The sequence below is a fragment of the Barnesiella sp. B2-R-119 genome, assembly GCF_023656675.1.
Taxonomy (GTDB): Bacteria; Bacteroidota; Bacteroidia; order Bacteroidales; family Barnesiellaceae; genus Barnesiella; species Barnesiella intestinihominis.
In genome coordinates this window covers 308,801-335,763 of the sequence record NZ_JAMOKL010000001.1, presented here as the reverse complement: position 1 = coordinate 335,763, position 26,963 = coordinate 308,801, and the positions used below count along the sequence as shown (strand labels likewise).

Annotated in this window: 17 protein-coding genes; 13 read left to right on the top strand and 4 right to left on the bottom strand. The window is 41.1% G+C overall.

Annotated features, from left to right (window positions below; all coding sequences use genetic code 11):
• Positions 1-84 precede the first annotated feature (84 nt).
• Positions 85-2,226: a glycoside hydrolase family 97 protein gene (locus NBH06_RS01255; protein WP_008860927.1), complete on the top strand. Its 2,142-nt coding sequence runs from the start codon at positions 85-87 to the stop codon at positions 2,224-2,226.
• Positions 2,227-2,286: 60 nt separating this feature from the next.
• Here the strand turns inward: NBH06_RS01255 and NBH06_RS01250 are convergent, their stop codons facing one another.
• The gene (locus NBH06_RS01250) at positions 2,287-4,860 is read right to left on the bottom strand and encodes a hypothetical protein (RefSeq protein WP_250792386.1); all 2,574 of its coding nucleotides are present in this window, start codon (positions 4,858-4,860) and stop codon (positions 2,287-2,289) included.
• A gap of 361 nt (positions 4,861-5,221) precedes the next feature.
• On the opposite strand from NBH06_RS01250, the gene NBH06_RS01245 reads away from it, so the two are divergent.
• On the top strand, positions 5,222-6,121 hold the full coding sequence (locus NBH06_RS01245; protein WP_229090871.1) for a Ppx/GppA phosphatase family protein: 900 nt from the start codon (positions 5,222-5,224) through the stop codon (positions 6,119-6,121).
• Between the two features lie 3 nt (positions 6,122-6,124).
• On the opposite strand, the gene NBH06_RS01240 is transcribed toward NBH06_RS01245, so the two are convergent.
• Positions 6,125-6,772, bottom strand: a complete 648-nt coding sequence (locus NBH06_RS01240) for a cytidylate kinase-like family protein (protein ID WP_195633137.1) — start codon at positions 6,770-6,772, stop codon at positions 6,125-6,127.
• A gap of 180 nt (positions 6,773-6,952) precedes the next feature.
• Between NBH06_RS01240 and NBH06_RS01235 the strand changes: the two genes are divergently transcribed.
• From NBH06_RS01235 to NBH06_RS01185, 11 genes are all read left to right on the top strand, one after another.
• A complete protein-coding gene (locus NBH06_RS01235; RefSeq protein WP_195633139.1) occupies positions 6,953-7,330 on the top strand; it encodes a hypothetical protein in 378 nt (125 codons plus the stop codon).
• Between the two features lie 307 nt (positions 7,331-7,637).
• Positions 7,638-11,300 carry a T9SS-dependent choice-of-anchor J family protein gene (locus NBH06_RS01230; protein ID WP_250792385.1) on the top strand — a complete coding sequence of 1,221 codons (3,663 nt, stop codon included), beginning with the start codon at positions 7,638-7,640 and terminating at the stop codon, positions 11,298-11,300.
• Between the two features lie 8 nt (positions 11,301-11,308).
• Positions 11,309-13,900 carry a T9SS-dependent choice-of-anchor J family protein gene (locus NBH06_RS01225; protein ID WP_250792381.1) on the top strand — a complete coding sequence of 864 codons (2,592 nt, stop codon included), beginning with the start codon at positions 11,309-11,311 and terminating at the stop codon, positions 13,898-13,900.
• Between the two features lie 139 nt (positions 13,901-14,039).
• Positions 14,040-16,604: a T9SS-dependent choice-of-anchor J family protein gene (locus NBH06_RS01220; RefSeq protein WP_250792379.1), complete on the top strand. Its 2,565-nt coding sequence runs from the start codon at positions 14,040-14,042 to the stop codon at positions 16,602-16,604.
• A gap of 213 nt (positions 16,605-16,817) precedes the next feature.
• Positions 16,818-17,639: a peptidylprolyl isomerase gene (locus NBH06_RS01215; RefSeq protein WP_407934809.1), complete on the top strand. Its 822-nt coding sequence runs from the start codon at positions 16,818-16,820 to the stop codon at positions 17,637-17,639.
• Between the two features lie 2 nt (positions 17,640-17,641).
• Positions 17,642-18,910 (top strand): M16 family metallopeptidase, encoded by a 1,269-nt coding sequence (locus tag NBH06_RS01210; protein ID WP_118687458.1) that lies wholly within the window; start codon positions 17,642-17,644, stop codon positions 18,908-18,910.
• A gap of 21 nt (positions 18,911-18,931) precedes the next feature.
• Positions 18,932-19,294: a hypothetical protein gene (locus NBH06_RS01205; RefSeq protein ID WP_250792377.1), complete on the top strand. Its 363-nt coding sequence runs from the start codon at positions 18,932-18,934 to the stop codon at positions 19,292-19,294.
• Positions 19,285-19,773, top strand: a complete 489-nt coding sequence (locus tag NBH06_RS01200) for a CRISPR-associated endoribonuclease Cas6 (protein WP_250792375.1) — start codon at positions 19,285-19,287, stop codon at positions 19,771-19,773. Before NBH06_RS01205 ends, NBH06_RS01200 begins: the two co-directional genes overlap by 10 nt.
• Before the next feature lie 83 nt (positions 19,774-19,856).
• On the top strand, positions 19,857-21,659 hold the full coding sequence (locus NBH06_RS01195; RefSeq protein ID WP_046412204.1) for a DUF349 domain-containing protein: 1,803 nt from the start codon (positions 19,857-19,859) through the stop codon (positions 21,657-21,659).
• 130 nt (positions 21,660-21,789) lie between these two features.
• Positions 21,790-23,172, top strand: coding sequence for an undecaprenyl-phosphate glucose phosphotransferase (locus NBH06_RS01190; RefSeq protein WP_008860914.1), 1,383 nt, complete (start codon positions 21,790-21,792; stop codon positions 23,170-23,172).
• Positions 23,173-23,262: 90 nt separating this feature from the next.
• Positions 23,263-24,201 (top strand): EamA family transporter, encoded by a 939-nt coding sequence (locus NBH06_RS01185; RefSeq protein WP_046414407.1) that lies wholly within the window; start codon positions 23,263-23,265, stop codon positions 24,199-24,201.
• A gap of 8 nt (positions 24,202-24,209) precedes the next feature.
• Here NBH06_RS01185 and fmt read toward each other — a convergent pair whose 3' ends face one another.
• Together fmt and NBH06_RS01175 are read right to left on the bottom strand one after the other, a co-directional pair.
• Positions 24,210-25,178: a methionyl-tRNA formyltransferase gene (gene fmt, locus NBH06_RS01180; RefSeq protein WP_250792373.1), complete on the bottom strand. Its 969-nt coding sequence runs from the start codon at positions 25,176-25,178 to the stop codon at positions 24,210-24,212.
• A gap of 5 nt (positions 25,179-25,183) precedes the next feature.
• Positions 25,184-26,947: a chloride channel protein gene (locus tag NBH06_RS01175; RefSeq protein WP_040295909.1), complete on the bottom strand. Its 1,764-nt coding sequence runs from the start codon at positions 26,945-26,947 to the stop codon at positions 25,184-25,186.
• Between the last annotated feature and the right edge of the window lie 16 nt (positions 26,948-26,963).

Here is a 26,963-nt window from a genome sequence, read left to right as displayed (position 1 = left end):
TTTGAGTCGGAGCTTAAACTCCTATCTTTGCAGTTGAGATGCTTCTCCGTAGTTTTATAAAACCCAAATAAATGTATTGAATAAATGAAACGACTGATTTTTATTCTTATGGCTTTGTTGTCTTATGGCATTTTGAGAGCCGAGACTTTGAAATCTCCTGACGGGAACATTGTATTAGATTTTGAATTGGACAATGGAGTCCCTGTTTATAAAGTAGATTATAAAGGTCGGCCGGTTATTAAAGAGAGTAAATTGGGATTAGAGTTAAAGTCGGGAAAAAATTTAACCGATGGATTTCGTTTGGCTGGTTCTGAGACATCGACTTTCGATGAAACATGGAAACCCGTTTGGGGAGAGGTAAAAGAGATTAGGAATCATTATAATGAATTGGAAGTAACATTGGAACAACCGTCGACCGATCGTCGTATGATTATTCGTTTCCGGGTATTTGACGATGGGGTAGGATTCCGATATGAATTTCCCGATCAGCCCAATTTGGATTATTTTGTGATTAAAGAAGAGAAGACGCAGTTTGCTATGGCGGGAGACCATACTGCTTTTTGGCTCCCGGGCGATTATGATACACAGGAGTATTCCACTGTGACGTCGAAATTGTCCGAAATCCGTGGATTGATGAACGAGGCTATTACACCGAATTCTTCTCAAACTCCATTCTCTCCTACGGGGGTGCAAACGGCTTTAATGATGAAAACCGACGATGGCTTGTATATTAATTTGCATGAAGCTGCATTGGTCGATTATTCTTGTATGTCGCTCGATTTGGACGATAAAAATATGATATTCGAGTCTCACCTTACACCCGATGCATTGGGGGATAAGGGATATATGCAAACCCCGGCGAAATCTCCGTGGCGCACGATTATTGTTAGTGACGATGCGCGTGATATTCTTGCATCCAAAATGACTCTTAATCTGAATGAACCGTGTGTCTATGAAGATACGAGTTGGATAAAACCGACGAAATATATAGGTGTATGGTGGGAAATGATAACCGGGAAAAGTACTTGGGCTTATACCGATTTGCCTCATGTGAAACTCGATTTGGTCGATTATTCTCGTTTGACGCCTAATGGACGTCATGCCGCTAATACCGAGCATGTAAAAGAATATATCGATTTTGCCGCAGAACATGGATTTGACGCTGTACTGGTGGAAGGTTGGAATATTGGGTGGGAAGATTGGATAGGTAAGTCGAAAGACTATGTATTCGATTTTATCACACCGTATCCCGATTTCGATGTAGAAGAAATAGAGCGGTATGCCAAATCGAAGGGGGTGAAAATGATTATGCATCATGAGACCTCGGGTTCGGTTCGTAATTATGAACGGCACATGGAGAAAGCATATCAGTTTATGAACGATCATGGCTATGATGCCGTGAAGAGTGGATATGTGGGAGATATTATACCTCGTGGGGAACATCATTACGGACAATGGATGGTTAATCATTATCTCTATGCATTGACCGAAGCCGCCAAGCATAAGATTATGGTGAATGCCCATGAAGCTGTTCGTCCTACGGGTTTGAGCCGTACTTATCCCAATCTTATCGGTAACGAGTCGGCGAGAGGAACCGAGTATGAATCGTTCGGGGGCAATAATCCCGACCATACCACTATTTTGCCGTTTACACGGCTTATCGGAGGTCCGATGGATTATACTCCCGGTATTTTCGAAACGGATATTTCTAAACTTAATCCCGATAACCACAGCTATGTTCGTTCTACTTTGGCTCGGCAACTGGCTTTATACGTGACCATGTATAGCCCTTTGCAGATGGCCGCCGATTTACCCGAAAATTATAATCGTTTCCTCGATGCTTTTCAGTTTATTAAAGATGTGCCTGTCGATTGGGACGACAGCCGTTATTTGGAGGCAGAGCCGGGAGATTATATTACGGTGGCACGCCGGGAAAAAGGTGGTAATAATTGGTATGTAGGTTCCACGGTCGATGAGAATGGGCATACGGCTCGTTTCTCCTTAGATTTCTTGGAGCCCGGGAAAAAGTATATTGCGACTATATATGCCGATGCTCCCGATGCTCATTATAAGGATAACCCGCAGGCTTATACGATTTGTAAATATATTGTGACGAACAAGACTCGTATCGTTCAGCCTTGTGCTCCGGGTGGAGGCTTTGCTATGAGTATCGAGGAGGCTACCGATCCAGCAGCTTTGAAAGGATTGAAAAACTATAAACCGTAGATTGCGGTAAGATGTGAATAGGAGGGTAGGACTTATACAATAAGTCCTACCCTTTTTATATTAGCGTAACCGATTGCTGATGATGTTTTCGGAGTAGATATCGACAGACGAAAGATGGAAATCAGAGGAGACGTTTCCGCAAAGAATAAGCCTGAAATATTTATATGCCGGACCTGTAAAACGCATGGGTAATTGCCCAGCTATTTTTGATGCGCTCGATATTTCACAGATTTTGGAAAAGTTGCCTTCGGCATCATTGCCTCCCCAAAGAGAAAGCAGGAGCTTTCCTTCTGACATCGAGAGCCGCCAGAAAACTTCTCTCCATTTTTGGTAATCTTCACTTTGGAGAGTAATTGGTCGGGATACGAGTGCGATTGGGGTTATCTCTGCTGATTCTTTTTGTAAATCGTAAACTTTTCCCTCTGCGTCTTGGGCGAGTAGATGACTGGCATCATAGAATAGGGAAGAGTACTGTCGGCTTATGCGATACATGTAGAGAGAAGAAATATGAATAATGAGACTATATTTGAGATCGGGCCTGCAACATATCAATTCTTTTTCGATTGTATTGTAGGCGATGATACTTCCTTGAATAAACTGAGATAAAGTCGTTTGATCGGTGGTCGCAGGAATTAATGTAGAGTTTATGTCGTGGTGATCGATTGGGCTATTGTTTTCGCAGGCGGTTTCGTCGAACGATAAGAGTTGTTGTATTTCGGAGCCTCGTATGATAAATAATCCTTTTGCCGTAGTAAACATAATCATGTCTTCGAGAGGGACGATAGGGTTTTCCGGCAGTATGGGTTCTCGATTCAGTTGATGTTGTGCTCCGTAACATACGATTCCGTTTCCGTTTTGCAAAGCCCATATTCCTTCTTCTGTAAATACATATAAGGGAAATTCACCGAACTGTCCTTCCGATAAAGCTGCTGTAATGGTCGCTATGCCTGTAATCTCTCCGTTCGAGATGGTATAAGTTTGTTCGGACGGGAATACAAACGGGTTTTCGAGTTCCGAAACCCGCAGTATATTAGGCTGTGTGTAAGTGTCATTTTCGGACAAGGGTATATCGAGTGGGGTAGAGGCCGGCAGAGAATCGTTTTCCAATGTGATTGCAGAGAGTGTCTCGTCAAGATAATCGGCCCTATTTTCATATTCGGAGGCTGTCAGTAGAAAGCTCCCTTTGTATCGGGTTTTCTCGCTTTTTACGACGATTTCCATTTTATAGGCGTTACTGTCGGGGTAAGAAATCAAAGGTGAAAGTTGATTGAAGAAATAGTTCGATTTCCCGTGCCAAACGACTTTGCATTCTCCTCTTTCGGTTTTGAGATAAGTGCAGATATAAGCACTGACAGTCTCGGCATTTTTGTTTCCCACGTTGAACAGACTGAGGGGAAATCCGGGAAAAAGTTTTTTCTTTAAGTTGGCTATGTGTAGTCTTTTGTTGTGTATATAGCTGACATGTGCTCCCGTAGAAAGCAGTGTCGTATTATCTGGCGAAAGAACCTCCTCGTGTATGAGTAAATCTGGCCGTATCTTATTTTCTATGGCGTACGATTCACCTTCCTTCCAGTCGCTCCAATCCTCTATGGTCGCTATTTTATAAAATAGAGAATCTTGTAAGTAGCGTTTCTTTATCTCTTTCAGGTCGAGAAACGAGATGTCTCCTTTCAGTAGAAAAGAGATCGTTTCGTTTTCTTCTGTACGTTCGATCGTAAATTTAAGGCCTTGTTGTTTTTGATCGGGTTCGAAGATCGTGGCTTCGGGAGAGACAAAAAAGTCTATACTTCTTACGATATCTTTCCAGTTGTCGAGATTGAATTGATGAATATAATATTTCAGGCTATAATTCCCGGCGATGATTTGTCCTTCATGAGAACCTAAGCAAAGATTGTTTGAATTTTTCAACCGTATGCTCATTTGATAGGGTTGTATGGGGTGTGGCAAAGAGACCATGACCGGAGCCGATGAAAAAATTCGGCTCCCATCATATAAAGTGAGGGCATAACGTATGAGTATGGGTTGTATGAAATAGTGCCGTTTCCATGCTTTTTCTTGTAGCTGAAAGAATGCATTGTAGTAAGCATCGTTGTAATAATTGATGTCTTCGGTGTCGAGTCGGGTCGGATTGCTGTATCCATGTTGAAAGGTATATTCGCTTACGAAGTAGGCATCGGTATATTCTACATAAGGGAAAAATGAAATTTCAGGTATGTCGGGCTTTTCACCCAAAAAGATATATTTTCCCTCTTTATAAAGTAAATAGTATATACTTTCGGTACAGATGATTATGAGTGTGTTTCCTATGGATTGAATAGACAGAACTTGTAGGTCGTTTAGCTCGAACAACTGGCTTGATTCTTTTTGGATATTTCCGTTTTCTTTTTTTATCAGAGCCTCATAATACAAGGTATTTTCATTTTCCGTTATATGATGCTCTCCGTCGTAGCAGATATGAACATAGACGAGCCGATGGTTTTTCTTTTCCGGAGTGTATAGATATTCCGGTGTCCCGACAGGTTTGAGGCAGTTTGATTGATTTCGTAAATTGACAATAGCTGTGCAATCTCCCGGCTGTGCCGAGTTCGGTGGGGAATAACGGTTCATGCCGTTAAATGTAATTCTCGATTTCATAGAGCTGGTAATTTTTCGTAAAGGTACACCCGGTATGCGGCTCTATTTTGGCATGATGATATTCTTTGAAAAAGAGACTCCTTCCGAAGCTATTGATTGAATTTTTGAAAATAAAAATAGGAAGGAGTCTCCTGTTTCCCGCTTTGGGGAAACTGCGCAATTGCCCAAGTATAACCAATCACTTCATTTATTGCGCAAATTTGTTCTTCTACTATGGTTTTCAAGGTAAAAACAAGTGATATTGAATGAAAGTTCATTTTTGGAGCGATTATAAATTATATGTTTTTGAATGAGACTTTATTTTTAATCGAGATGTTTTATTGGGGAAATGATTATCTTCGCTTATAGAATGAGAAACTTTATGGACAGACTTAATTTTGCGGCCATAGATATTGGCTCGAATGCAGTGAGATTGCTTATCAAAGGTATTTATCCGGGAGAGAGTGTATCGGATTTATCGAAAGTTTTTATTGTGCGTGTACCGCTGCGATTGGGACAAGATACCTTTACAAAAGGTCGTATTTCTACGGAGAAGACAGAAAAATTATTACGTCTCATGCATGCTTTTTCTCAGCTGATGCAGGTTTATAATGTCTTGTCTTATCGGGCTTGTGCTACATCGGCTATGCGGGATTCTTCGAATGGAGCCGATATTGTCCGATATATCTCGGAGAGAAGTGGAATAAATATCGAAATTATTAATGGTCTTGAAGAAGCACGTATCGTATATGACAGTCATATCGTGGACGAGCTGGAACAAGAGGGTGATTTTATCTATGTCGATGTTGGTGGCGGAAGTACCGAGATAAGTATAATTAGTGACCGTTCGTTACTCCAATCTCAATCTTATAATATAGGAACTGTACGTATTTTGAATAAAAAACTGAGCCGTAGTGAATTGTTCCGTATGTATAGGGATTTAAAGCGTTTGAAAGAAACGTATCGGCATATCTCTATTATCGGGTCGGGTGGTAATATCAATAAACTGCATCATTTGGCTGGCGTATCTGCTCGGGAGCCATTGACTGTGGAGCAGCTTTTGACCCTGAGGAATGAGTTGAATAGCTATTCGATCGTGGAACGTATCGACCGTTTTGCATTGAAACCCGACCGAGCCGACGTGATTGTACCTGCCGCCGATATTTATTTACAAATAGCGACGCATATCGGCGCACGAGAAATATGGGTTCCTACCATAGGAATCGTTGACGGTATTATTTATTCTCTTTGTTCCGATTACTTGAAAGAGAAAGAGAATTGATGCCTATTTCCTTTTCTCCCATTTAGGCCTCCCGTCTTTCTTTTGGATAAAATCGCGGATAAATATGGCTGTCTCTTCACTGCCCAATATAGAAGAATCGATAGAGAGGTCGTATGAAGAGGCTACTCCCCAACCCTTATCGGTATAAAAATTGTAATAAGAAGCTCTTAATTTATTTTTCTTTTCGGCGAGTTCGATAGCCTCTTTTCGAGTCATTCCTTGTGAGCGGCTGATGATTCTCTCAATTCTGTCTTCAAGGGGAGCATGTATAAATACATTGTAACATCGGGGGTATTGTCTGAGAATATAATCGGCGCAACGTCCGACGATGACACACGATTGAGTTTCGGCCAAATGACGAATGACGTCGGATTGAAATTTGAAAATGTATTCATTCGATAGACCTCCGTCGCCCCATATTCCTCCTGCTCCTGTGAGCCAGTTTATTGAAAAAGAATTTAATAAAGCGCTTGGAGCCCGCTCGTCGGCTTTCTCGAAATACTCGGTGCTGAGTCCGCTCGATTTCGAAGCCTCGTTGATTAATTCTTTATCGTAATAAGCTATGCCGAATAAATCGGCCAAACGTTTTCCTATTTCTCGTCCTCCGCTTCCGAATTGACGGCCTATGGTAATGATGAGATTGTCATTCATGATGGTTGTAGATTCGATTATTCATAAGCAAACATACATCAAAAAAATATTAATTCCTATATCAAGTATCTTTTTTTGTTTACAGAAGTTGTTTTTTAGGGTTTCTTGAACTGTTTTTGTGAAATATTTTGTTGCGAAGAAAGTTTTTATTTAATTTGTGTCATTCAAAAGAGGTCAGCTATGAATAATGATTTGAAAAAAATATTGAATAGTGATACTGATGGATTGCTCACCTACGAATATATTGCCAATCATATGGGCTCTTGTGATGAAGATATGCCCGTCCTAGCCGATAATATTATACGGGTAGATATGACGGGGCAGATTACGGTGAGTGCCGCATTATATTTGCACGCTACGGGAGCTGAGAAATATAGGGAAATTATTGACAAGCTCATCGCGGCTTCTTTGTCGAAAGATAGAGAACACAAATATATTGTCGATTTGTTGTCGGGGATTTGGGGTGAAGACTATAAGTCGCATGCAGAGGAGTTGAAGCAAGAAAGTGATAATTTCAGGCGTATTTATAAGCGTGTTTATGTGAACGATATAATTTAGTTTTTTGAAAAATAACAAAGCGGAGGCTTTCCCTAACGAGGGAAAGCCTCCGCTTTGTTATGGAACTTGAAGTATCGCTGTTACCATTTAAAATAGATATTGTCCGCTTTTTGGTGAAAATTGTTTTTTATTTGTATAAACATTCGTTTTTTATAAAAAAATAAGAGTGTTACGATAATATTTTTGTTGAAATATATAGATATTAATAATAAATTCTTATATTTGCTGCAAATAAATTAATAGTTATAATATTTCTGTTTGTTGCATGTAATGTAAATTTTATAATGAACCTAATAAATTATTTACAATGACAAAGAAAATTACGCTTGTTTTTGTACTCTTCTTATTTGTGTTTGGATTGCGTGCCGAATCTCTGTTGAATGAGGGATTTGAAGGTTGGTCGACGACGAACTTTCCGACCGGAGGTTGGACTGTAATCAACGACACCCAAGAAGGGGCTATTAATCATTGGACTGTCGATAATAGCAAATCGGCATGTGCCGGTTCAGTGAGTCTTTATTGTAACGGTGGTGAGTGGAATCCTATTGAGCCTGTGAAAGAAGAGTGGATAGTATCTCCATCTCTGACATTGAGTGAGACGAATTATAATTTGAGTTTTCTGTGGAAAGGAGCTTCGGCATCTGCATTTAAGAACGAATATGATTTTCAAGTGCGTATCACGGAAGACGATGGTGAAAGTTGGAAAACTGTTTTCTCTTTCCTTGATCAAAGCATGGTAGAAAATAGCGGGGTTGCCTTTCCCTGGACTGGATGGGTTACAAACACTTCCAAGATAAGTTTAGGCGCTTATTCCGGTAAGACTATAAAAATAGCTTTTGTACATTGTCTATTGGTCAGCGGCGCTGGTAAAGGTAATAGTATATGGGTTGATAATGTTGTCGTGGAAACGGGCGAAGCGATCGATGCTCCTATTGCAGATGTTAATCCCACTTCTTATATATTCGATGGAACCTATATCGGAGTAGGGAAATGGTCGGAGAAATTTGTATTGCGGAATAAGGGCGTGGGCAATTTGACGGTAAGTGGAATTTCTGGATTAGAAGGTTCCGACTTTTCAACCAATATGATTCCCTCGGAGGTTTCGTTGAGACCGGGTGTAGAGTATGAGTTTTATGTGAAATATACTCCCTCGTCTGAGTTGAGTAGTAAATCTGCTACGATGACTATCCATACGAACGGAGGTGACGTCTCTATCGTATTAGAAGGAACAAAGATAATTTTACCCGATGAATACAATCTGGAAAGTTTTGAGAGTGGAACGTTCCCGCCCGTAGGTTGGACTGCCGATAAAGGTTGGACCGCAAGCAGAACTTATGCTACGTCGGGAGACTATTCGGCTTCTTGTAGTTTTGCAGAGAATAACCCGACTTTGGTTTCTCCTCGTCTCGATTGTTCGACGGGTACTCACGAGTTGCAGTTCGACTATGCGAATGTTTGGGAGCCGACGGCAGATGATGCTCCTGCTCCTGAAAGCGAATTTGAAGTCTATTTTTCAAAAAATGGCAAGGAAACGTGGGAGAAAGTTGCTACGTGCGATTCTATCAACCAATGGTGGCACATGAAGCTCGATTTGGGAAGCCCGGCATCCGATAATTGCTATATCATGTTTAAATATGTACTCGATGTCGATTTGTCGGGTGGTTGGGACGATGAGCCTGAGTATGCGTCTACTTTCTTGGACGATGTAGTTTTACCTCCGTTCTATGGTAGAACTTCTGTTCCGGGAGCTGCAACTACCCCTTCTCCTGAAAATGGAGCAACCGATGTATTTAACGAAGATATTGTATTGTCATGGAACGGAGTACAGTTTGCTAAGGGCTATAAGGTATATGTTGGAACTTCTACCACAGATTTTTTGGTCGTTCCGGGTACAGAGGTAGAAGGTTGCACTTATACGATTCCTGTGTTGGACTATGCTACTACTTACTATTGGAAAGTAGTTGCTTATAACGATATGGGAGAGACGCAAAATCCTTCGGTGTGGAGTTTTACGACGCTTGCCGACCAAACGGTGAACACATTCCCGTGGTCTGAGGGATTTGAAGGTGACGTATTTCCTCCGTTAGGTTGGAAGAGCGAGAAAGAGGGATATACGGCATGGGATAGATCTAATTATAATGCATACGATGGTAAAAAATCAGCTTATATTTCTGCTGGGGGATCCAACGAGCAAGGCATTCTTCAAACACCGATGTTCGTTCTTCCTGCCGATAAAGATATGCAGGTTAGCTTCTACTGGGGAAATGCCGTTCCGTCTGGATTGACGAAATCGGTAAAAGAGACGATGACGATTAACAAAGATACGCTTTATTTCGAAATAAAATCCGATGGAACAACATGGCAGGAACTCGCCCATATTTCTTCCGCTCAGGCCGAAGGTCAAAAATGGGTTCGTCAGCGAATCGTTTTGTCCGATTATAGAGGTAAGAATGTGAATTTCCGTTGGCGTTACAGTGCAGTAGATTTTACAGGATCAGGAGGTGCTTTGGATAATATTTTGGTTGAAGAAGCTCCCGTTGGAGGAAAAGCTGTTATTAATGTGACTTCTTGGAATGCGGGTGATGTGAATTATAATAAAGCCGTTACTTCAAAGACATTGAATCTTTTGAACGATGGCGAGCAAACAATGAAAATCACCGATGTGTCATTTAAGAATAAAAATTTCTCTACTTCGTTGCACAAGGATTTAGTGTTAGACAGTCGTGAAAGCGTAGATTTCAATATCACGTTCGCTGCCGGTGAAACAGATGCCCTTGTAGAGGACGAGATGACTGTTACATTCGACAATGCTCCTGCTGTGACGTTGCCTGTTTCGGGTAATGCGTTGGGTATGTACACTCGTTATTTTAGTTTTGAAGATGATGAATTTGGTTCTGTGGCTCCCAAAGGCTTTACAACGGTAGATGCCGATCATAAAGCGACAGTTCAACCTCTTATGATAAACTATCCGAATATTGGGAATGCTTATGCCTATATTGTCATTAATCAACAACCGGAACCAGAAGGAGCCGATTGGAGGAATATCTATCCTCGTTCGGGAGACCAACTGTTAGCGACGATGGCGACTGCCGATGGGACAGAAGCCGTAGACTGGATTATCAGCGACCAAATGACGGCTCGAAATGATGCCAAGTTCCGGTTTTATGCTAAGTCGTATGATGGAGATAACACTTATCATCCGTGGGCTTATTTGACAGTATTGGTTAGTACGACAGATAACGCTGTGTCTAGCTTTACTCCATTGTCTGGATTTACATCGGTTCAAGTTCCTCACAAGAATAATAACGATAGTCAGACATCGTGGACAGAGTTTGATGTGGATTTAAGTGCATATGCTGGACAGAAAATCTATATAGCTGTTCGTAATAATACTCCGTCGAATGGTTTTGTGACTTTCTTCGATGATTTCTATTTCGAAAATTTTGAATATGTCAATAGTGACAATAGTGCTCCTTACTTTACTACGGTTCCTGAGACAACAGCAACGGTAGGGAAGAAATGGACTTATAACTATTCTGTGGCCGATCCCGATGGAGATCCGTTGACGGTGACCTTGCAGGGCAAACCCTTCTGGCTGAATCATACTCCGGGTACTAACGGCGGTACGATTACCGGCATTCCGGGGGCAGAACAAGAAGTGATTATGAAACTATCTGTTTCAGATGGTTCAAAGACAACTGTACAAGAAATTATTCTTGTTGTGACTGATGGTTCGGGAATCGAAGGCGTAAATGGTGATCGATTGACGGTTTATCCTAATCCTGTCGTTTCCACGCTCTATTTGAATGAACTGTGTGACAAAGTAGTGGTTACCGATATTTCTGGTAAACAGCTGCTTTTTGCCGAGCAAGTAGAAAGTGTAGACGTTTCGATGTTATCGTCGGGTATTTACTTTGTAACCATGCAATTGGGAGATCAAGTCAATACCACCCAAGTTATTAAAAGATAATTAATTCTATGGAAACTATGAAAAGTATGTTTTTCGCCTGTGCATTGTTGTTAGGCAGTGCAGAAACCTTTTCCGCTGAAAATCTTGTACTCAGCGAAGATTTTGAGAGCCAAACATTCCCTCCTTCGGGGTGGGTTGTAAAAGGTACTGAATTATCGGAAGATCTTGAATCGGGTTATGCGCATTGGAGCCTTAATTGGAATGAAGTGACGGGTTGCAGTATCGCTGGTTCGGGGTGTGCCGAAGTGATGAGTGACTTTAAAGAAGGACAGGCCGGTATTTCGAAGGAGGAGTGGCTTATTACTCCTGCCGTGCAGGTTGCTGATAATGCGTCGCTGTCTTTTACTTTTTGGTGTAACGCTTCATCGTTTATGACCAATAAATACGGAAGTTTTTTGGTGAAAGTTTCTACCGATGATGGAGATACATGGAGCGATTTGTGGAATGCAGCTTCTCAGGAAGATATTGAAAACTCTGGACTGACATGGCCGTGGAATAAAGATGCTATGGGGATAGAAAATAACTGGCAAAAGTTAACCCCTAATGTGAGCCTTGAAGCGTATGTCGGGAAGACGGTAAAGATTGCATTCTATTTTCGATCTATTCTTGTAAATAATTATACACAAGCGACATTGGCCGTTGACAATGTAAAAGTGGGAAATCAAGAGATTGAAAATTTGCCGGTTATAGAGGGCTCGACTTCTTACGAGTTTTCCAATTCTTATATTGGTTATTTGGCTCAATCCGAACCGATGACTATTCGTAATGTGGGTTATGGCACGTTGACGATAACCAGCATTGAGGGTATTGAAGGTACAGATTTTTCTACGACACTCGATCCCGCTTCCGTTTCTTTGAAGAGGGGAGAAGAGCTTTCATACCGCGTCAATTATACTCCTACGATTACGGGAGCCAAAAGCACGGTCATGAAAATAAATACGAATGGCGGAACTTTGTCGGTCGATTTGTCGGGAACCAAAGTTATGTTGGAAGAAGGATATACTTTGGAAAGTTTCGAAGGTGATATTTTCCCACCGGCCGGTTGGTCTCGTAATGAAGGCTGGAAGACGATGGAAGGTATGGCTACATCGGGTGTGAAGTCGGTTACAGTAGGCGGTATGATGACGTGTGATATCGTTTCTCCCCGTTTGGATTTATCGGCTGGAAACGGTAAAGTGAAATTCGATTATATCGAAACTACCGGTGAAGAATACATCGATGATTCGTTCTTACCGTCAACATATTTCATTCTTTATTATAAGAAAAATACCGATACCGATTGGACGGAGTTGTGGTGTTCTCTTGATGATAGTAAGTATAATGAATGGGTACAAAAAGAAATCGAGATTAAAGACGCAAATGGAAATTTCGTAGTGGACGATAATGTATACCTACGTTGGACCTATGAGTTTGAAATGGGCGACGGTGGTCTCGATAATATGGTGGTGACCGATATCTATTTCGATAATGTAGTGTTGCCTAAGCTATATGGAGAAGGAGAGCTCCCGTTGGCAATTACGACACCCAATCCGGTGAATGGCGTTTCTAACGTCGATTATAGCAGGTTGACTCTTTCTTGGGAGCCCGCTTTGTTTGCCGATGGATATGAATTGTCGGTAGGAACGGATAAATCCAACCCTACCTCTTTGTTGGAAAATGAGAAATTAGAAGGAAATACATCTGTGTCTTATACGATTCCCGAGCTTGAACCTGCTACTACCTATTATTGGAAAGTTGTACCTTACAATGCAGTAGGTAAAAATGAAAATGCTTCGGTTTGGTCGTTTACTACGATGGAAGATCAGTCTGTACGTGATTTCCCCTATACTATGGGATTTGAAGGAAATAACGGAGAATTTCCTCCTATGGGCTGGAAAAACGATCATGAAGGCAAAGGTATTCAGATGTGGAAATCTAATGAGATAGAGCCGTTTGCTGGAAAATATTCTGCTTCGGTATGGCATAATAATGCGGGCGAGGTTTCTATCCTGACTTCTCCTGTGTTCGCAATCCCTGAAACCGGTGATATAGTTGCTTCTTTTGCTTGGGGTGGTGCTCTTTGCAATCGCCTTGAAAAAGGGTATGAAAATGAGGCGATCACCGAAGGGCCTATTTCCGAAGTTAATGATGCCGATGGAACTCTCTATTTCGAGATTCGAGCTGTCGATGCAGCCGATTGGACTCCTTTGGCTTATACTCAGGACCGCACGAAATGGCGTCATAAATATGTTTCACTCGTCGATTATGCTGGTAAGAGTGTGAATATGCGTTGGCGTTTTGTCGCTACTGAAAATGCCGGAGTTTCTTCGGGCGGGGCTTCTCTCGATGAGATATTTGTTGGAGATATAAAAGATATGCCTACCTTAGCCGTTTCGGAAATTAAGAAAGAAAATCTGACTGTATATCCTAATCCTACTTCCGATTATGTCTATTGGGCAGGAGGAAAAGCCGATGTGAAGGTATATGATTTAGCCGGAAATTGTATAAAAGATTTGACCGAAGTCGAGTCTGTGTCTTTGGAAGGATTGGCTTCTGGTATGTATATCGTATCCGTATCGTGTGGCGATTCGGTTTCTACGGCACGAGTAATGAAACGATAAAAGAGCCCGTTTAATCGGGAAATGTATACCAAAGAGGACTCCGTATTGAGGAGTCCTCTTTGTGCCTTTCGAGAAAGATTTGTAAGAATTTGTTTCAAAATTGTATTGAAACTATAAACCCAAACTTTTTGTAGAAAAAATGAAGAGAAAAATTTTGTGTTTTGTAACAGCTCTGTTAAGTTTTTTTATTGTTGAGGCTCAGCAACCTTGTACATTGACTTTGGAAGTGTCGGCTGTTACAGGAGAGGATATGGCTGGGACTCCGTTTCATTTGGAACGGGTAGAGTCGGGATTGATTTATGACCGAGTACTAGGTGAGAATGGAACTTATACAATAAATAACATATATTCCGGTATACACCATTTGGTGATTGAAAAAGAGGGATTAAAGACTTATGATAATTCTGCTTTGGATATAAAAGGCGATACCGTGTTAAAGATTAAGTTGGAAGAACCGGTACGTACACCTTATAATTTGCAATCAGTTTTAGCCCATGATCCTAAAACGGGAGTTAATGATGCTTCGTTGGTTTGGAATGAGGAGACCGATTATTTCTTCGATGATTTCGAGAATTATACCTCTTTTACGCTCGATTTCGCTCCGTGGACCGGAATCGATAAGGATCAGGCAGAAGCTGCTATGTTAATGCAAGGAGGTTATCCGAATAGTAGCTTGAAACAATATGCGACTATTATTGCTCCCGACGAGGCTTATGTTTCTACTACGGGAGGTGAGGTTTCATGGTGGTTTTATGCCCCACAATTGCGAGCTTATAGTGGAAAGAAATATATGGGATTTATTCGTACGGCAAGCGGAACTACGAATAATGACTGGGCGATAACCCCTCAGGTACATGTCGGTGTAAATAACGTCGTTCGATTTAAAGCCAAAGCAGCGGATGCTCCTATTGAAAAATTCAAAGTATGGATATCGACCACCGGAACAGAGGAAAGTGATTTCAAACCTTTGACACAGGGTAATTATGAGTCGGTTAAATGGGAACAATGGCTTACGATGGAGTATGATCTTTCGAAGTACGAAGGACAAGATGTTTATATTGCCATTCAATATATTACACAAGCTGGTTGGATGTTGATGGTTGATGATTTTTATGTAGGGCCGGCAAAGTTAAATCCTTCGTCTATAAAAGCTCGTCTTCCGAAAACACGTCGTGTTCGCAAAGCAGCGGAGAGTGATGCCCCTCAAAGTTATACGGTTTATTTAGATGAACAAGAGGTCGGGTCGGTTAAAACGAATTCGTTTATCTTTGAGAATCTTTCGGCTGGAACACATACGCTGGGTGTTAAGTCGGTTTATAAAGTTTCCGAGTCGGATATAGCGACAACGACGTTAGAAGTTCCGGCGACTTCGGATTATGCCGATGTAAAAGTAAAAGTTTCTACGAACGGAGGTTCTTCCGAGGGAGTGGCTGTGAACTATCTTTCCGGTTCTTATCAGGTGACCGATACAATCAAATTGGGAATATCTCATTTTGCTTCTTTGAAAAAAGGGGAATATATGATTAGTATTAACGATGATCGCTTTTTGGCGGTAGATACGCTCATCGATATAGACAAAGATATGGAGATAAATTTGTCGTTGGTGGAAAAAATTACTGCTCCATATAATCTATCTGTTGATTTTTCTTATCGTGACACGGATAAGAAGACCGATGTCTTGTTTAGGTGGAATCAAGATTTGGGTTGGAGCGATAGTTTCGAAGAGTATGATGATTTTGCGACCCAATTCGGTGGCTGGGCCACTTTCGATAAAGATCGTCTGCGTCCTTACGGTATAACCATAAATAATACGCATATATCTATTCCCGGACTTGAACAGGGCGAATCTCCGGTAATGGTATTCAATCCTGAAAAAACGACCCCCCGGTGTGATAGCGATGCATTTTTAAATACGGTTTTCGGGAAAAAATACATCATGTTTTTTGGAGTCCAAAGCAACCTGTCGGACGACTGGCTCGTTTCTCCGAAACAGAAAATCAACAAGGGGTATGTGGCTCATTTTTATGTGCATGTTTATCCGAGTATGGCTACGGTTTATCCCGAAACCATTAAGGTGTTGGCTTCCACAGGAGCCCAGACCGATCTTTCTTCGTTTGTCGAACTATATAATTATACTTTTACCGAGAGCGGTTGGTATGAAGTAACAGTCGATTTGAAAGATTATGTGGATCAGGAGGTTTATTTAGCGGTTAATTATGTTTCTAATGACGGGTGGATGCTTAAAGTGGATAATTTTTATGTCGGTCCTTCGGACGATGCTCCGGCTCCCGAAGTTGGAAATGCTACCTATGATATATATTTGAATGGAGAGAAAAAAGCATCTGCGATAACTGATAATTCCTATACATTCGAAGCATTAGATGATGGTACATATACAGCTGGTGTAAAAGCAATATATGAATCCGGGGAGTCTGAGGTCGAAGAGTATGTGTTTACAACTCAGTATAGCGGGATTGAAAATGTAGTTGTTCCGACCGTAAAGGTATATAGCCGAGACTATGCTATTTGTCTGGAATCGATAGAAGGCGAAAAAGTGTTGGCGGAGGTTTTTGGCGTTTCTGGACAGCTTGTGGAATTAGTAGAATTTGAAAACAGTGCCCAGATTTCTGTTTCTGAGGGGCTTTACTTGGTACGATTGACAACATCGCAAGGGACAAGCACAGTTAAGGTGTTGGTGAAATAATTACTGTCTATTCATAAAAAACGTCATGAGAATTATTCTCATGACGTTTTTTTATCTACAAGTTTAAATTTCTTTTTCCCTTTGTTAATAATTTATTTAATTTTGTACCTTTGTATATATGATATATCAACGTTAGAAAGTAAATTTATTCGCTTGATTCGGTTTTGAGCCGATATTGCTTTTATGAATGGGAATTGCTAAAACTGCAATTGTATGGATAAGAAGATTTATTTTATTTTGTTATTAACTATAATAATCAGTATGAGTTGTGAGTCGAGAAGTCATAAGGAAACTGTTGTCCTTATGGAAACGTCTTTGGGGAATATAAAAGTAAAATTTTATGATGATACACCTGCTCACCGTGATAATTTTATAAAGTTGGTCGAGGAAGGATATTATGACGGGACTTTGTTTCATCGAGTGATTAATGAGTTTATGATTCAAGGAGGCGATGGTACGTCCAAAAATGCTCCGGCAGGAAAAATGTTAGGTACGGGTGATCCGGGATATACTATTCCCGCAGAGTTCGTTTATCCGAAATATTTTCATAAACGGGGTGCTTTGGCCGCGGCTCGGCAGGGAGACCAGGTAAATCCAGATAAGGCCTCATCGGGTTCCCAGTTTTATATTGTCACGGGGAAAGTTTTTAATCCGGGACAGATTGACCAGCTGGAACGTCAAATGCAGATGCAGCAAGAGCAATCGGTTTTTCAGTCGTTGGCGGCAAATCATAGGGAGGAAATCATGAATATGCGTAGAAATCGTGATATGCAGGGACTGCAAGCGTTGCAAGATACATTGATCGCTCAAACTCATGAACAAATTAAGAAGGAAGGAAAGCGGACGCTCACGCAGGCGCAACGTGAAGCTTATACGACTGTTGGCGGAACGCCTCATTTAGACGGTGAATATACTGTTTTCGGTGAAGTGGTAGACGGAATGGAGGTTGTAGACAAGATACAACAAGTCGAAACAGGCTCTGCCGACAGGCCTAAAACCGATGTCAAAATCTTGAAAATGAAAGTGGTCAAATAGTGATATCGTTTCGTCGTCACATATTGCCTAATGGATTGCGCATCATTCATCATTACGATGGCTCTACGAAAATGACTGCGTTGAATCTGCTTTATGATGTCGGTTCGAAGGACGAATCGCCGGAGCGGACAGGATTTGCACATTTGTTCGAGCATCTCATGTTTGGTGGGTCTGTGAATATTCCCGATTTCGATACCCCTCTACAAAAAGCAGGAGGAGAGAATAATGCGTGGACAAGTAACGATGTGACCAATTACTATACGGTAGTACCTACGCATAATGCCGAGACGGCATTTTGGTTGGAGTCGGATAGAATGTTAAGCCTTGCTTTTTCTTCCGAGTCTTTGTCTGTACAGAAACAAGTCGTTATAGAAGAGTTCAAGCAACGTAATTTGAACCAACCCTATGGAGATTCGTTCTTGCTATTGCGACCGATGGCTTATCGGGTACACCCATATCGGTGGCCTGTTATCGGGAAAAATACTTCGCATATTGGTAATGCATCATTGGAAGAAGTAAAAGAATTCTTTTTTGCCCATTATGCGCCCAACAATGCGATATTGAGTATTTCGGGAAGCCTACCATTCGATGAAGCCATATTGCTTTGTGAGAAATGGTTTGCTCCTATTTCTCGAAGAGAAGTCGCTTGCCGCGATTTACCTCAGGAGCCGGTTCAGACAAAACCTCATAAAAAGATAGTGGAAAGAGAGGTTCCCTTAGATGCGATTTTTAAGGCCTATCATATGGTAGACCGTAAGCATCCCGATTATCAGGGGTATGATGCTCTTTCCGATGTATTGGCTTCCGGTCGATCCTCTCGGTTGTATAGACGGTTGGTGATGGAAAAGAAACTATTTACAGAAATAGATTCTTCTATTACCGGTGATATAGAGCCCGGTTTGTTTTTACTGAAAGGGAAACTATCACCGGGAATTTCGTTGGAGCAGGGAGAAGAAGCCATTGAAATGGAATTGCGACGAATGAGGGAAGAACTGTTGGAGCAAAGGGAATTGGATAAGGTGATAAATCGTTTTGAATCGAACGATTTGTTTTCCAATTTGCACTATCTGAATAAAGCCACCAATTTAGCTTATTATGAATTGTTGGGTGGAGCGGAAAATATTGATACAGAAGTCGAAAAATATAAAAAACTTACCCCTTTCGATTTGCGGCGTATTGCGGAAAAATTGTTTGTCCCGGAAAATAGTTCTACATTATGGTACAAATCGGTACATGCAAAACGAGAAATAATAACAGATGTCTCTGATTGATAAAAGATATAGAATAGTACTATGCGTTTTAAGTTAGTGTTGTCGGTTAAATCGGAAAGTTTTGGTAGTGTTTTGCCTGTAAGCTACCAATACGAATTGTCGGCAGCTGTATATCGTCGTATTCGGGAAAATTTCGAGCTATATTTACACTGGCTTTCGAGCAACGGTTTCGCTCCGATCGATGATTGCCGTAATCGCTTGTTTTCGTTTTCAAATTTATATATCCCCCGCATTCGGGTAGAGTATGACAGATTACATATTTTGGTGAAGAGGGTTCAAATGTGGATTTCTTTTTTGCCTGTTCGGGGGACTCACGAGTTTGTAAAGCAACTTTTTTCGGGAGAAACTTTTGTACTTGGGATAGGCGTAGTCGGGTGGAGTTAGAGGTCGAAGATATCGTTGAATGTCCGGCTCCTGAGTTTGGAGAGGAAGCAGAGTATTTGGCTTTATCTCCAATCGTGTTTATGGTGGCTCGCCCCAATCGGAGCATGGAATATGTCGGGCCCGATTATCCCGGGTATGCCGATTGTTTTTATCGCTCGGTGCTGGGAAAATATGAAAAGATTTTCGGTCGGCCTTTTGATGGTGATACAGGATTTTCATGGAGTTTGCTTTCCGAACCGAAAAGAAAAGGAATTTTTATGATGCGGTTTACTCCCGAAGAGTCGAAAGTTATAGGATATATGTATAAATTCAAATTATCAATGAGTCCTATTCTCCATCAGATAATGTATGAAACGGGAATAGGGGAGAAAGTAAATCTTGGTTTTGGTTGTGTAGAGATTCTTCGTCAAGATACGACTCCTAATGACCAAAATTTCCTTTCTGATGAAAAAGACGATACTTCTGTGAAAATAATATGATTTTTTTGTATGAAATGACAAAATATTTTTTTTAATTTGTATAGATAATAGAGAGTTTATTCCTCATAAAAATAGATTATACTATGACAACAGCGCTTGAAAAACCTGACATGAATACAGAAGAACTTCTTGCAGGTCAAACTATTACTCCCGCCGAGGAGGAACAAAATTCGGTACAATCGACTTCACGGCTTTCGAGAGAAGAAATTATAGACTCGTTGAGAAAACTGGTAGAAGGTTCGGTTGAAGAAGTCAAAGATGAAGTTGACGAACTGAAACAGGCTTATTATAAACAGAAAAAAATTGAAATAGAAGAGGCTCGTAACGCCTTTATAGCCGCGGGTAACCCAGAGGCTGAATTTGTGCCAATGCCCGATGAACAGGAGGAAACATTAAAGTCTTTGTTATCTGTTTTTCGAGAGAAAAAAGCCGAATATACGGCCTTGCTCGAAAAGCAAAGAGAAGAAAATTTGGAGCGTAAGCAACAAATTTTGGAAGAGATGAAATCTATTACCGAAGATTCGGATAATATAAACAGACAATATACCCGTTTTCAAGAGTTGCAGCAATCGTTCAAAGAGCCTTGCGAATTACCCTCGGCGGCGGTGTCTGGTCTTTGGAAAAAGTTCCAGTCTTACGTCGAGAATTTTTATGACTTGTTGAAAATAAATAAAGAGTTACGGGATTATGATTTCAAGAAAAATCTGGAACAGAAGACCGCTCTTTGTGATGCAGCAGAAGCATTATTGGCAAATGACGATGTTGTAGCAGCATTTAAGCAATTACAATTATTGCATGACGAATGGCGCGGAATAGGTCCCGTCGCCAAGGAGCTGAGAGAAGATTTGTGGAATAGGTTTAAAGATGCTTCAACAGAAGTAAATAAACGCTATCAAAGTTTTTTTGAGGCGCGTAAAGAAGTGGAACGTAAAAATGAAGAAGCCAAGATTGCTTTATGTGAGGAAATCGAGTCGATGGATTTAAGTTTATTGACTTCTTTTGCTCAATGGGACGATGCTACGAAGCAAGTTCTCGATTTACAGGGTAAATGGAAAACGTTGGGGTTTGCCTCACGGAAGATGAATAATCAGTTATTCGAGAGATTCCGTAAAAGTTGCGATGAATTTTTTGCAAAAAAAGCCGAGTACTTCAAAGCTGTCAAGGAAAGAATGGCAGAGAATCTCGAAAAGAAAAAAGCGTTGTGTGAAAAAGCAGAGGCATTAAAAGACAGTACTGATTGGAAAGCTACTGCCGACATTCTTGTCGCTTTGCAAAAAGAATGGAAAACAATAGGCCCTGTGGCTAAAAAACATTCCGATGCTATTTGGAAACGTTTTGTTACGGCATGTGATTATTTCTTTGCGCAAAAGAATGAACAATTGGCTTCCACTCGACAAGTAGAACAAGAAAACTTGGAAAACAAGCGGGGTATTATCGATAAATTGAAAGAGATAGATGAATCTATGGATAGTACAGAAGCCGTCAAAATAGTTCGTGACTTGATGGCTCAGTGGAATTCGATCGGTCATGTACCTTTTAAAGAGAAAGATAAAATATATAAAGAATATCAGTCTTTACTCGATACTCTTTTCTCCCGTTTGAATATGAATGAGAATCGCAATCGGTTAAGTAACTTCTCGGCTACGGTACAGCAAATGGCCGATACGAACCACGATAAACTCTATCGGGAGAGAGAAAGACTTTTGCGCATGTATGAACAGAAAAAAGGCGAGTTGAAAACCTATGAGAATAATATAGGATTTTTGAATATATCTTCGAAGAAATCCGGTGGCTTGTTAAAAGAGATGGAACGGAAAATGCAAAAAATTCGAGAGGATATGCAGCTTATCGAACAAAAAGTGCAACTTATAGATAAGAATTTGTAATTAAGAACAACGTATTTTATAAACAGGGCGGCTCAATAAATTGGAGTTGCCCTGTTATTTCCGGGAGAAAAGTAAAGCTCTCTGAAAAATATTTATGTAGTTAGTCGTGTAAAAAAGTAAGAAAGAGAGAATGGCACGTGGGCGGTATGGACATATGATAAAGTCACTGATTGTCATCGGCGACTTCTTTTGCTTGAATATTGCCTATGCCGTAGTTTGTTATTGGGGTGGCGGATTCGACGGCGGATTTGGTGTGAAAATAATATGGCTGTTACTTAATCTTTCTTATTTCCCGGTATTTTCACTTTTTGCAAAAATACATGAATTGCGTATTTTACATGTCGATAGAGTCTTGATAAAAGTTACACAGGCCGTGTTGTGCCACTTAGCGGTTTTTCTATTATTGATATTCTTTTTGCAAATCGATAATATTGGAGCGCGAGTATTGTTGAGGTTCTATTTGCTTCTATCGGTCTTGTTGGCCGTGTGGTGGATCGGATCGAGAAAACTTTTGAAATATTTTCGACGGAAAGGCTATAACTTCAAGAAAGTAGTTATTGTAGGAGCCGGGGCTATGGGTATAAAATTATTAGACGAGTTACGTTCCGATGCCGGATATGGCTATAAATTTATGGGCTTTTTCGATGATAATCTGTCGTTAAAGAAATCTTTGCCGAATTTTCAAGGGGACTGTTCTTCTGTCGAGGATTTCGTGATAGAAAATAAAGTCGATGAGATTTATTGTGCGTTACCGATGAGGCAAGAAGAAAAGATAACTCGGTTATTGAAGTTTTCCGAAGCCAGTAATATCTCGTTTTATATGGTTCCTGATGTCGGTCGATATATTCATCGTCAGCTCGAATTTCAGTTAGTAGGTAATGTCCCGGTTCTTTCGTTGCATCCAGAACCTTTACAAAATATCTTTTCGCGTTTCTTGAAGAGGGTGTTCGATCTATTGTTTTCATCAATTGTACTGGTTTGTTCTCCCATTATTTTCACTCCTATTGCTATTGCCGTTAAATTGTCGTCTCCGGGTCCAGTATTTTTTAAGCAGAAACGGACAGGATTTAAGGGGAAAGAATTTAATTGCTATAAGTTTCGGACGATGAAAGTCAATGCTAATAGCGATCAGTTGCAGGCTTCTCGTCATGATCCTAGAAAAACAAGAGTCGGAGAATTTTTACGGAAGACGAGTTTGGACGAATTACCTCAATTTATCAATGTTTTTGTGGGGGATATGTCGGTCGTTGGTCCGCGTCCTCACATGGTGAAACATACGCAGGATTATTCGAAGATTATAGATAAATACATGCTTCGTCATCTTATTAAACCGGGCATTACCGGTTGGGCACAAGTAAACGGGTATAGAGGGGAGACTCGGGAGTTGTGGCAGATGGAACGTCGGGTAGAATATGACGTTTGGTATATCGAACATTGGAATTTTTGGCTCGACATCAAGATTATATTCCTCACTGTCGTGAATGCTTTTCGTGGAGAAAAAAATGCATTCTAAGAGGGTTTTATAACAAGCAGAAAAAGTCCTATAAAAATAATTCTTTCTTTTGGAGATTTGCTATCTTTGCACCCCAAAAAATAAAGTAAGATGAATCTGAAAGTCAAGGGTACAATATTAGGAATTGTTTCTGCGGTCAGTTATGGAACAAACCCGTTGGGGGCATTATTCTTATATCAAGAAGGATTGAATTCGAATTCGGTTTTGTTTTATCGTTTTTCATTGGCGGCAGTTGTTTTGGCATGTATTCTGTTTATTCAGAAACAGTCATTTAAATTGTCTCGCAAAGAGGTGAAAACATTGTGTTTGTTAGGAATCTTGTTTGCTGTGTCTTCTCTGACTTTTTATACGAGTTTTCACCACATGGATGCCGGTATAGCTTCGACTTTGTTGTTTGTGTATCCTATAATGGTAGCTGTCATTATGTCTCTATTCTTTAAGGAGCGTATATCGCCAGTGACTATGTTTTCGATTATTCTTGCTCTATCGGGGATAGCCTTGCTTTACCGGGGAGGAACAGGAGCCGGATTAAATGGTTTGGGCGTATCGTTGGTTATGATTGCATCGTTAACTTATGCCCTTTATATTGTCGTAATCAATCAGTCGTCGATAAAACTTTCATCTATAAAGCTGACTTTTTATGTCTTGCTGTTTTGTATGGTAGCCATAGTCTTTCATTCGTTTTTCGACGGAAGTAATTATTTGCAACCGCTTACTACTCCACGTATGTGGCTGTTTGCTATTATGTTAGCTTTGGTCCCTACGGTTATTTCTTTGGTGACGATGACTATGGCCGTTCATGCTATCGGTTCTACACCTACGGCTATTATGGGTGCATTGGAGCCTCTCACTGCCGTGATTATCGGTGTGACTGTGTTTGGTGAGATTTTTACGTTGCGGTTGGGAATCGGTATATTTATGATCCTTGTTGCCGTAATTCTCATCGTTGCGGCGAAATCATTTTCTCCCCGTAAAATTGTTTCTTTTATCGGACATGTTGTGCATACTGTTCCGGTACGTAGGAAGTAGTCGGCTTTTTATTCGCAACGAAATTCGTCGTTAAGATGAAAACCCCGTAATAAATCGGGTGCAGCCATTCTCTTTTTCCCAGCGAGTTGTAACTCTTCTATCCGTATAAATCCGTCGGTACAAGCTATGTCAATATGATTTTTTCCATCTGTGTGTATAGACCCCGGTGCATAGTTATGTTTGGAGGGTAGGGGGGTTGTACGGTATATTTTTACTCCGAAACGATTATTATCCGGCGATATCCATTCGCACCATGCGGCCGGATAGGGAGACAGTCCCCTTACGAGGTTATGGATTTGCTCGCTTGTCTTTTTCCAGTCGATATGGCATGTTTCCTTAAATATTTTGGGCGCAGGCCGTAAGGGTTCGTCAGTTTGGATAGAGGCTTGATCGATAGGGGTGACATTCCCGGAGATAATGGCGTCGACAGTTTCGACTACCATATTGGCTCCCAATGTCATTAATTTGTCGTGTATTGTCCCTACATTATCTTCGGGAAGTATAGGGATTCTTCGTTGCTGTATGATTTCGCCCGTATCGATTTCGTGTTTGAGGAAGAATGTCGTGATTCCTGTTTCTGTGTCGCCGTTGATAATAGCCCAATTGAGAGGAGCGGCTCCTCTGTATTGAGGTAAAAGCGAAGCGTGTAAATTGAAAGTACCCAGACGGGGCATGTTCCATACGATTTCGGGAAGCATGCGAAAAGCTACTACAATTTGCAGGTCGGCGTGTAACTCTCTCAACTGTTCGATAAAGCACTCGTCTTTCAGTTTCTCCGGTTGTAGAATCGGTAAACCTCGGCTAAGAGCGTATTCTTTGACCGGAGAGTATTGTATTTTGTGGCCTCTGCCGGCCGGTTTGTCAGGCATGGTAATAACAGCCACGACATTGTATCCTCCTTCGACAAGGCGTTTCAGACTCTCGACAGCGAAGTCGGGAGTACCCATATAGATGATGCGTAAATCTTGTTTTTCCATTGTTTTTAATCTTGAGAAAAGTGAACGAGTACCCGCCGGTACGAATTGAAAATTTTTGATTTGGAAACAAACCCGATATATTTCCCGTTTTCTACGACAGGTAGATTCCATGCGTTGGTTTGGTCAAATAATTTCATGACATTATCCATGTTGCTCCCTATTTCTATTTTGGCTGGGGGCATGGTCATGAATTTTCTGACATAGAAACGGTTATACAGTTCTGGCCTAAACATGATATTGCGTATGTCGTCGAGTATGACGATGCCTAATAATGTATTGTCATTGTCGGTTACCGGGAATATGTTACGATGGGATTGCGAAATAACCTTTACCATGTCTCCGAGACTCATATTCGGGTGTACTTCGATAAAATCTTTTTCGATGACACTGTCCATCTTCAAAAGAGTAAGTACGGCTTTATCCTTGTGATGGGTGAGTAGTTCTCCTTTTTTTGCCAGACGCATGGTATATATGCTATGTGGTTCGAACACTTTTATCGTTGCATAAGCTACGGTCGAGGTAATCATTAACGGTAGGAATAAATCATACCCACCGGTAAGTTCCGTTGTCAAGAAAATAGCCATGAGCGGGGCGTGCATAACGGCGGCCATGACTCCTGCCATACCCATCAATGCGAAATTTTTGTCAGAAAGCTCCATGGGTAATAGTCCTGTATGATTAAGAACATAGGCAAAGAAGAAACCTGCGAAACACCCTACGTACAAACTGGGTGCGAAGGTTCCTCCTACACCACCTCCGCCATTGGTCGCACTGGTCGCTAATACCTTTACGAGTATGATGAGTCCCAAGAAGAGCATCATGACCCACATATTTCCATTCTCAGTATAAAATAAACTCCCTTCGGCCAGTTGTTTGAGATTGTCGTTCAGCAAGCTGGTAATGGCTCCATAACCTTCGCCGTACAGTGGCGGTAATAGAAAAATAGAACAACTTAGAATGAGCGAACCGAGAATGAATTTTTTCCATGGAGTCCCTATCCGGCGGAATATATCTTCCATACGGTTCATAATGCGGGTAAAATAAAGAGAAACAAATCCGCAAAAGAAACCGAGAAAAATAACGTATGGTATGCGGGCGGCGACGAACGGTTCGGTTTGGACGAAACTAAATTCGGCATTGTATCCGGTAAAGATATAAGAAACAGTGACTGCGGTAATCGACGAGATGAGTAAAGGTAAAACCGAAGTTGCAGTCATATCGATCATCAGTACTTCGAGTGTAAACAAGATTCCGGCGATGGGGGCCTTGAATATTCCCGCAATGGCGGCGGCAGCTCCGCAACCCACCAAAAGCATTAGTAATCGTTGGTCGAGGCGAAACAACCTTCCTATATTCGAACCGATCGCAGCCCCGGTATAAACGATGGGAGCTTCCGCTCCGACTGATCCTCCGAATCCGATTGTGATAGAACTCGCGATGACCGATGTGTACATATTATGTGGTTTAAGCCGGCTTTTCTTTTGCGATATGGCATAAAGTATGCGGGTGACACCATGACTGATATCGTCTTTTACAATGTAACGTACGTACAAGCCGGCCAATAAAATACCTATTATCGGGTATATGAGATAAAGATAGTTGGCGCTGTCGGCATTGAAATGCGATGTTAGCAACTGTTGTATAAAATGTATGAGAAATTTAAGAATGAGAGCAGCGGCGGCAGTACAAATTCCGATAATAAAACTGAGAATTAAAACGAAATTGTGTTCATTGATGTGTTTTTCCCTCCACATCAACAGCCGCATCATCAAATCGTGCCTATCT

Coding starts and splice junctions, on each gene's coding strand:
- NBH06_RS01255 (WP_008860927.1), top strand. CDS start 85: ATGAAACGACTGATTTTTATTCTTATGGCTTTGTTGTCTTATGGCATT.
- NBH06_RS01250 (WP_250792386.1), bottom strand. CDS start 4,860: ATGAAATCGAGAATTACATTTAACGGCATGAACCGTTATTCCCCACCG.
- NBH06_RS01245 (WP_229090871.1), top strand. CDS start 5,222: ATGGACAGACTTAATTTTGCGGCCATAGATATTGGCTCGAATGCAGTG.
- NBH06_RS01240 (WP_195633137.1), bottom strand. CDS start 6,772: ATGAATGACAATCTCATCATTACCATAGGCCGTCAATTCGGAAGCGGA.
- NBH06_RS01235 (WP_195633139.1), top strand. CDS start 6,953: ATGAATAATGATTTGAAAAAAATATTGAATAGTGATACTGATGGATTG.
- NBH06_RS01230 (WP_250792385.1), top strand. CDS start 7,638: ATGACAAAGAAAATTACGCTTGTTTTTGTACTCTTCTTATTTGTGTTT.
- NBH06_RS01225 (WP_250792381.1), top strand. CDS start 11,309: ATGGAAACTATGAAAAGTATGTTTTTCGCCTGTGCATTGTTGTTAGGC.
- NBH06_RS01220 (WP_250792379.1), top strand. CDS start 14,040: ATGAAGAGAAAAATTTTGTGTTTTGTAACAGCTCTGTTAAGTTTTTTT.
- NBH06_RS01215 (WP_407934809.1), top strand. CDS start 16,818: ATGGATAAGAAGATTTATTTTATTTTGTTATTAACTATAATAATCAGT.
- NBH06_RS01205 (WP_250792377.1), top strand. CDS start 18,932: ATGCGTTTTAAGTTAGTGTTGTCGGTTAAATCGGAAAGTTTTGGTAGT.
- NBH06_RS01195 (WP_046412204.1), top strand. CDS start 19,857: ATGACAACAGCGCTTGAAAAACCTGACATGAATACAGAAGAACTTCTT.
- NBH06_RS01190 (WP_008860914.1), top strand. CDS start 21,790: ATGGCACGTGGGCGGTATGGACATATGATAAAGTCACTGATTGTCATC.
- NBH06_RS01185 (WP_046414407.1), top strand. CDS start 23,263: ATGAATCTGAAAGTCAAGGGTACAATATTAGGAATTGTTTCTGCGGTC.
- fmt (WP_250792373.1), bottom strand. CDS start 25,178: ATGGAAAAACAAGATTTACGCATCATCTATATGGGTACTCCCGACTTC.
- NBH06_RS01175 (WP_040295909.1), bottom strand. CDS start 26,947: ATGATGCGGCTGTTGATGTGGAGGGAAAAACACATCAATGAACACAAT.